Source organism: Pseudanabaena sp. UWO310 (assembly GCF_006861605.1).
Taxonomy (GTDB): domain Bacteria; phylum Cyanobacteriota; class Cyanobacteriia; order Pseudanabaenales; family Pseudanabaenaceae; genus Pseudanabaena.
In genome coordinates this window covers 59,171-65,620 of the sequence record NZ_SELU01000028.1, presented here as the reverse complement: position 1 = coordinate 65,620, position 6,450 = coordinate 59,171, and the positions used below count along the sequence as shown (strand labels likewise).

General features: G+C 41.4%; 7 protein-coding genes and 2 pseudogenes. 7 read left to right on the top strand and 2 right to left on the bottom strand.

Annotated elements, in window-relative coordinates:
- Positions 1-127 (top strand): annotated as a pseudogene (locus PseudUWO310_RS23920) (transposase); the annotation flags it as partial.
- Here PseudUWO310_RS23920 and PseudUWO310_RS23915 read toward each other — a convergent pair.
- Positions 124-945, bottom strand: coding sequence for a hypothetical protein (locus PseudUWO310_RS23915; protein WP_190315988.1), 822 nt, complete (start codon positions 943-945; stop codon positions 124-126). The pseudogene PseudUWO310_RS23920 and the gene PseudUWO310_RS23915 overlap by 4 nt on opposite strands.
- A gap of 119 nt (positions 946-1,064) precedes the next feature.
- Entirely contained in the window at positions 1,065-2,507 is a 1,443-nt protein-coding gene (gene radA, locus PseudUWO310_RS11335) for a DNA repair protein RadA (protein ID WP_142601239.1), read from the bottom strand.
- 114 nt (positions 2,508-2,621) lie between these two features.
- Between radA and PseudUWO310_RS11330 the strand changes: the two are divergent.
- The 6 genes and pseudogenes from PseudUWO310_RS11330 to PseudUWO310_RS11305 form a co-directional block, all read left to right on the top strand.
- Positions 2,622-2,780: pseudogene (locus tag PseudUWO310_RS11330) on the top strand (element excision factor XisH family protein); the annotation flags it as partial.
- Between the two features lie 10 nt (positions 2,781-2,790).
- Positions 2,791-3,129, top strand: a complete 339-nt coding sequence (locus tag PseudUWO310_RS11325; protein ID WP_142601236.1) for a XisI protein — start codon at positions 2,791-2,793, stop codon at positions 3,127-3,129.
- A gap of 264 nt (positions 3,130-3,393) precedes the next feature.
- A complete protein-coding gene (locus tag PseudUWO310_RS11320; protein WP_142601234.1) occupies positions 3,394-3,888 on the top strand; it encodes a hypothetical protein in 495 nt (164 codons plus the stop codon).
- A 229-nt stretch (positions 3,889-4,117) separates the two neighbouring features.
- Positions 4,118-4,870 carry a metallophosphoesterase gene (locus tag PseudUWO310_RS11315; protein WP_142601231.1) on the top strand — a complete coding sequence of 251 codons (753 nt, stop codon included), beginning with the start codon at positions 4,118-4,120 and terminating at the stop codon, positions 4,868-4,870.
- A gap of 196 nt (positions 4,871-5,066) precedes the next feature.
- Positions 5,067-5,765 (top strand): hypothetical protein, encoded by a 699-nt coding sequence (locus tag PseudUWO310_RS11310; RefSeq protein WP_142601228.1) that lies wholly within the window; start codon positions 5,067-5,069, stop codon positions 5,763-5,765.
- A gap of 111 nt (positions 5,766-5,876) precedes the next feature.
- Positions 5,877-6,410, top strand: coding sequence for a hypothetical protein (locus PseudUWO310_RS11305; protein ID WP_142601226.1), 534 nt, complete (start codon positions 5,877-5,879; stop codon positions 6,408-6,410).
- The last annotated feature ends 40 nt before the right edge of the window (positions 6,411-6,450 follow it).

Here is a 6,450-nt window from a genome sequence, read left to right as displayed (position 1 = left end):
GCAAAAAGGCTTTGTTGTCCAACAAAAGCGCTGGGTGGTTGAACGTACTTTTGCTTGGTTTTCTCGCTTTCGGCGTTTGACAAGAGAGTACGAACTTTTACCTGAAACTTCTGAGGCTTTTTTCTATTCCTCCTCAAACGCCTCGCTTAACTTCTCAAACACGCTCTTAAATTCTTTAAATAAACTCTCAGGTTTCTCTCCATTTGAACGAAGAAAAACTTCAACATTATCTTTTATATCTGACAAACAACTTTTAAGATGTGAATAGTCAGACAAGAAGATTCGAGAAGTTGATGGGAACCTTTGATCTGAACTTAACTCGTAACAAATATTTTCCTCAATCATGTCATTGAGTAATGGGGTATAGGAAGTTTTTAAGTCTGGCATTTCAAATGAGAATGAACTTTCCTTAGAATATAAATTATCTTCAAAATCAGATGCTCGTGACTGTTGAGATCCTTCTAAATCTACTAACTCTATAAGCCTATCTATAAAATTTCGTTTTTCTTCTGGAAGAACATACAAGTTTCTTCTTGATTCGTGCCAACTATGATTATCATCTTTAGATCTACCGTGAATTTTAACTTGATTACCATTCCATATCTTTTCATGAATAGACAAAGCAAGTTCTGATTGTTGCTGTACGACATACATAGCGACTTTTGGACGCTTAGAATCAGTTTTAGGAATGATTGTTGCGTACTGTTTACGATAACGAACCTCGTATAAATCCTTTAAACCAAGCTCATCTAATATCGCAATTACCGTCTCAATAGTCGGTATGCCAGAAGAATTAACTCCTGTACTTGCTGCGGAAGATAACTCTTCCTGATGGAGCAAATCACTGATACCCAATAAAGACTGGAGTTGCTTGACATCCCAAGCGATCTTTTGTGTACCATCATCGAGCGTCAGTAGCTCAACATTTAGGGGTTGCCTGTTCACGATCCTCATATACCCAAACACACTAATTTGACTGCTTGGGCATACCCTAACATACTAATTTGGCTTTTTGGGTGAATTTGGCAAAAATTTTTTAAGATTTGCAATGCATGAAAATTTAATTAATTTTCTGACTCGTCACTTGACTTGGCTACTTCAAACTTCGTGCGAGGCAAAGCTGCCACGATCGCATCTAATACTTTAGTTACAGGAACGATTTCCATGCCGTAATTTTGCATCACCTGCATACTGGGGATAATTGCCCGTTTAAAGCCTAACTTTGCCGCTTCCTTTAAACGCATATCTAATTGTGATACGGGGCGCACCTGTCCGCCTAGTCCCACTTCACCGATCATCACCGTGCGCGGATCGACCGTGCGATCGCGAAAACTTGCTGCCACTGCGATCGCTACTCCCAAATCCACCGCAGGCTCCGCCACATTCAAGCCACCCGCCGCCGCCACATAGGCATCAAGCTTTGATAGAGGAATCCCAATTCTTTTTTCGAGAACCGCCAGAATTTGCAGAAAGCGATTAGTCTCGATGCCTGTAGTCGTGCGGCGAGGCGAGGAATAACTGGTGGGACTGACGAGGGCTTGTAACTCCACCACAATCGGGCGCGTTCCCTCACAGGCGACAATCGTAGCGGTTCCCGGAACAGATTCATCACGATTGCCGAGAAATAACTCCGAAGGGTTGGAAACCTCACGCAAGCCGCGATCGATCATCTCAAATACACCGATTTCCTGCGTTGCGCCAAAGCGATTTTTGACCGATCGCAATAATCTGTGCGTGGCAAAGCGATCGCCTTCAAAATAGAGAACCGTATCCACCATATGTTCTAATACTTTGGGTCCTGCGATCGAGCCTTCCTTCGTGACATGACCAACGATAAATAGTGAGATATTCTCTCGCTTAGCTACCCGCATCAACGCTGCCGTACATTCCCGCACTTGCGAAACGGAACCAGGAGCAGCATTTAAGTTGGAGAAGTAGAGCGCTTGAATACTATCGATTACGGCAACCTTGGGGCGAAGAGATTGCAATTCTCTTAAGACAGTCTCTAAATCCGTTTCCGCTAATAAATAGAGATCTTCAGAATTCTCTTCTAAGATTCCTAATCTCTGCGATCGCAGTTTCACCTGTTGTGCTGATTCCTCGGCACAGACATAGAGTGTCGGATAGCGACTCATCAATTTTTGCGCCATACCCAGCAATAGCGTACTTTTGCCAATCCCTGGTTCACCGCCAATCAGCACAAGGGAACCTGCCACAATGCCCCCACCTAAAACGCGATCAATTTCTTCATAACCTGAAGGCGATCGCGCTTGGTCATTGTCGGTAATTTGCGAGAGGGTTAAGGATTCTCTAGGTTTGGCTTTGCCCGTGGATTTGGCTGTACCAAGATGCGAGAATGTGGCGATCGCATTGGTATTTGCAGACACGACAGGAACTAGTTCTTCTTGCAAGGTTCCCCAACTGGAGCAAGAGGGACATTTGCCATACATCTGCGGGAAGTCTTCACCGCAGTTATTACATACATATCGACTTTTTGCTTTTGCCATTGTTTAAATATATAACAGGCTTAATGATAAGGGTAAGATTGGCGGCGCAGAGCGCTGCAAATCTTAGTAAAAAAAGCGAAATTTGCTATACTAGAGAGCAAACTCACATCTTAGATTTTTGTATCTGCAAGAGATATTTACCATAACACTGTAAGGATTGCTTTGGAAAAGGATGGGTGGACAATCACTCATGATCCATTTCCACTTCAAATTGGCAAGAAACGTTTATCGGCAGATTTGGGAGCAGAACGCTTAATCAGCGCTGAAAAAGAATTATTGTAAAATGGATATCCGATTAAAATATCAAAGCATCATTAAGAATGTTCTCCAGAGTCATGCTGACTATCGGGCTACTTTACCTGATGGTTATTCTTCTCAGGTTGTGTTTGATGATGAGCGAGGGCAGTATCTAGTTTTAGATGTTGGCTGGAGTGGTAATAAATATCTCCATGCAACACCAATTCACCTTTGTTTGATTGTTGATAAAGTCTGGGTTCAATGTGATGATACTGAGGAAGGTATAGCTACTGATTTAGTGGAAGCAGGTATTCCCAAAGAGGATATAGTACTCGGCTTTCGTTATCCTAAGATACGCGAGTACACTGGGTTTGCTGTAGCTTAATGGTGAGACTAGCGATCTCATTGGTATGTGTGGAGATGAAAGGAATTCTTTATTCTTTCAAGGTTTAACTCAATCGTTAGGCTTTTAACTCTAATATTTTATGTTCCATTACCAGTTCCCACTGACTATCGATTAAGTCTGTGGGTAAGATTTCTTTGTTGTTTCCATCGGTCTGTCTTTGTTTTTGTATATTGACAGGCTATACCTTTGGGAGCTTTTTTACCTTTTCTTATTGCCAAAAACTTCTCAAACACGCTCTAAGTCATGCTCAATAAAAAATTTATAATAGCTACGTTTGCTTTCATCGTCGCATCTTATCTTAGTGGATGTACTTCTGCCGAAGATGGCGTTCCCCCGCAAGTCTGGAGTAAATACAAGTTGGTAATCGCAAAAGAATACAAGCCAGCAAAATATCCTAAAGATGTGTTGAGATGCCATTACACTTTTCGCAAAGAAACTCTAGAAGAAATCGAACAATTTTTTCAGGCGCAATTACAAAGAAATCGGTGGTCTAGATTTAAAGCCAGAGAAGATGAAGCCTATGAAGACTTAATGCAAAAATTACCTTATACGATTTCTTTTCACGATAATGGGGAAGAAAATCCAATAGTACATTTCGGCGATGGAGTAATCTTAGTAAGTACAAATGAGTATTTGGGAGGGCAAAGATTTATTAGAATCTCACCTGAAGAAGAACGCCAACTTTTATCGATTACAGGCATGGATGGAAGTAGATCTTATACAAATTGTAACAATTAGCAAGGGTTGATCAAAGAAAAAGCATTTCGGTTTGACGGCATCTTTATGTCCACAGTGCGATCGCCGCTCTTGTAGCCTGCATTAATGAAATGTAACGAACATTTTTGATGTTTGTTGTTAATGCGCTATGCTGCACTAACCCATGCTACTACTGTGGTCAAACTAGACAGGATTTTTCCGTCTAATACATAGTTATACGTCTTCAATCTTGGGATAAAGTTGAGATAAAATGAAGTTGCATATCCTCAGTGACTTACATATTGAGTTTGAGTCGTTTAATCCCCCGAAGACCGAAGCAAACGTGGTGATTTTAGCGGGAGATATTCACGTTGGTAAAAAAGGTATTGATTGGGCTAAAGCAAGCTTCCCAGATCAACATGTGATCTATGTGCTTGGAAATCATGAATACTATGGAAGAGCATTTCCAAAACACGTTAGTGATCTCAAAGAGCTAGTCGAAGGAACAAATATTCACATCTTGGAAAACAGTTATGTAATTGTTGATGAGGTTGCATTTCTGGGTTGCACGTTATGGACAGACTTCAAATTATTCGGTGATCCAAAAATTGCTGGTTATCAGGCAACTCAGACAATGACTGATTATCGAAGAATCCGTATTAGCCCACAATATCGCAAACTTCGGGCGATCGATACCGCCGTGATTCATGCTAAATCGTTGAGATGGTTGGAAGAGGAGGTAGCAAGACTTAAAGATAGCGTAAATAAGATTGTCATCATTACTCACCATGCGCCTAGCAAGCTTTCGCTACCAGAATGTTACCAAGATGATACTTTGAGTGCCGCTTATGCTTCACATCTTGATCATTTTGTTCAAGAATCCTATGCTAAATTGTGGATACATGGGCATGTGCATACGCAGCAAGATTATGCGATCGGGAACACTCGAATAATCTGTAATCCTAGAGGTTACCCAGACGAGCAAAATAAGGATTTCATCCCAAATTTAGTAATTGAAGTGTGAGAACAATGATGTATAACAACCGTGTTGGATTGGATTTATTCAAAGTTCTACTATATTACAAAGTTTGCTTGTAGCCTCTCAACACGAACGTTATACAGCATAGATATTAGCTTTACTCTCTTGGGTACTCTAGGGATGAAAACAATGCTTTAAGAAGCCTTCTTGATCGTAAGCAGCAAAAATTGAGATTATGAGTATGTCCGATGATGATTTAGATATTCAGGCTAAGATTTCTTGGCTCACAGTTAGAACAACAGACATTAAAGCTGTTGTAGAAGTACTCGATTTGAAAGGGGAGCGGCAAGGAAGATGGCAAGATGCCTCCCAAAAAATAGACGGGAAGTGGCAAACAACAGCTAATACTTTTTTATATGTTTCTCAAGATTCTTGGGTTGTTGTTCCATACGACTGGGAGTTTGTTTCCCCTGCTGATACAGAAATCACATCAGGTATCGAAGAACTTTGTGCGCTGGCGAAAGAGAATTTAATTATCAAGTTGAGTCAGCAGTTTGGTGAAGCACAATTATTTGAATTTGATACTGAGTATTTTTGCGGAGCGACTTCTTGGATGTTGGCTAGAGACGGACAGTTAATTCGATCTTTTATGTATGGTCTTTCGTCTAATTTTCTACGTAATGTTGGAGAACCAACAGATGCAGAACAATTTATGGATTGGGCTCGTGTCAGAGAACTCGAAAATTGGACAGAGGAAGACTGGAAGAGATGGGAAGATGAAGAAGAAATAGATAGCTTCATCGGCTGTAGAGGAGATAGCCCCAAGGCTGTAGAAACTATCAAAGTTGCTCGACAGTGGAGTGTAGATCCCCTTTGTACAGATCATCCAGAAAAAAGCATAGGTGTTCTTGGTAATGGAAAGTTTGTACTTTGCCAGTAGATGTTATTCGTCAGAATCTGCATATATAACAATCTTATTGGAGCAGGCTGACGGGTATTTGGCTCACAGCCGCTCAATAAGTCCATTATACGAAATTTTATAGTGACATTTATGATGTACTTTCTCTTGATTCGTAAAATCTCGCCGTACACCGCCCCTGATATTCTGCTGGGCGCATTTACTTCCGAACAGGCAACACAGGATGCACGCAACTCGTATCTTGATCGGTATCGCCCGACGGATAAAAAAACTACGACGAATGGTTGGCTCGCTCAAATCTTCCCTTGGCTTCGGTGTCAGCCCGAAACAGCCCCGAATGGCGATCCGTGGCACAAACAAGCATACAAATCTGATGGACTAACCGAAGAAGATTTGATCATTCAGACTTGCGACATGGAAGGCGATCCAACGTTCAACGAGGTCTCCATTGTGAGCTGTTACTACGATACAATGGGGCAAATCTTTCGAGAAATTGACTCGATACATCCAAATCGGCTAGTGGCTGAACAGCGGATGAAAGAAATTGAAACCATTGCCGAGAATGCACCCGCCACCGATCATATGCCACCCAATCATTTTAGTACGCAAACGATACGAATCAATGAGATTCACTCTGATGCTCCTGAACAGCAACCTATTCGGTAACGCGAATGGGATAATAGTCTTGATTAGCGATATTCTTCAA

What these genes read in the sequence shown, in the direction of transcription:
- radA (WP_142601239.1), bottom strand. Translation starts at nt 2,507, where the DNA reads ATGGCAAAAGCAAAAAGTCGATATGTATGTAATAACTGCGGTGAAGAC.
- PseudUWO310_RS11325 (WP_142601236.1), top strand. Translation starts at nt 2,791, where the DNA reads ATGGATATCCGATTAAAATATCAAAGCATCATTAAGAATGTTCTCCAG.
- PseudUWO310_RS11320 (WP_142601234.1), top strand. Translation starts at nt 3,394, where the DNA reads ATGCTCAATAAAAAATTTATAATAGCTACGTTTGCTTTCATCGTCGCA.
- PseudUWO310_RS11315 (WP_142601231.1), top strand. Translation starts at nt 4,118, where the DNA reads ATGAAGTTGCATATCCTCAGTGACTTACATATTGAGTTTGAGTCGTTT.
- PseudUWO310_RS11310 (WP_142601228.1), top strand. Translation starts at nt 5,067, where the DNA reads ATGTCCGATGATGATTTAGATATTCAGGCTAAGATTTCTTGGCTCACA.
- PseudUWO310_RS11305 (WP_142601226.1), top strand. Translation starts at nt 5,877, where the DNA reads ATGATGTACTTTCTCTTGATTCGTAAAATCTCGCCGTACACCGCCCCT.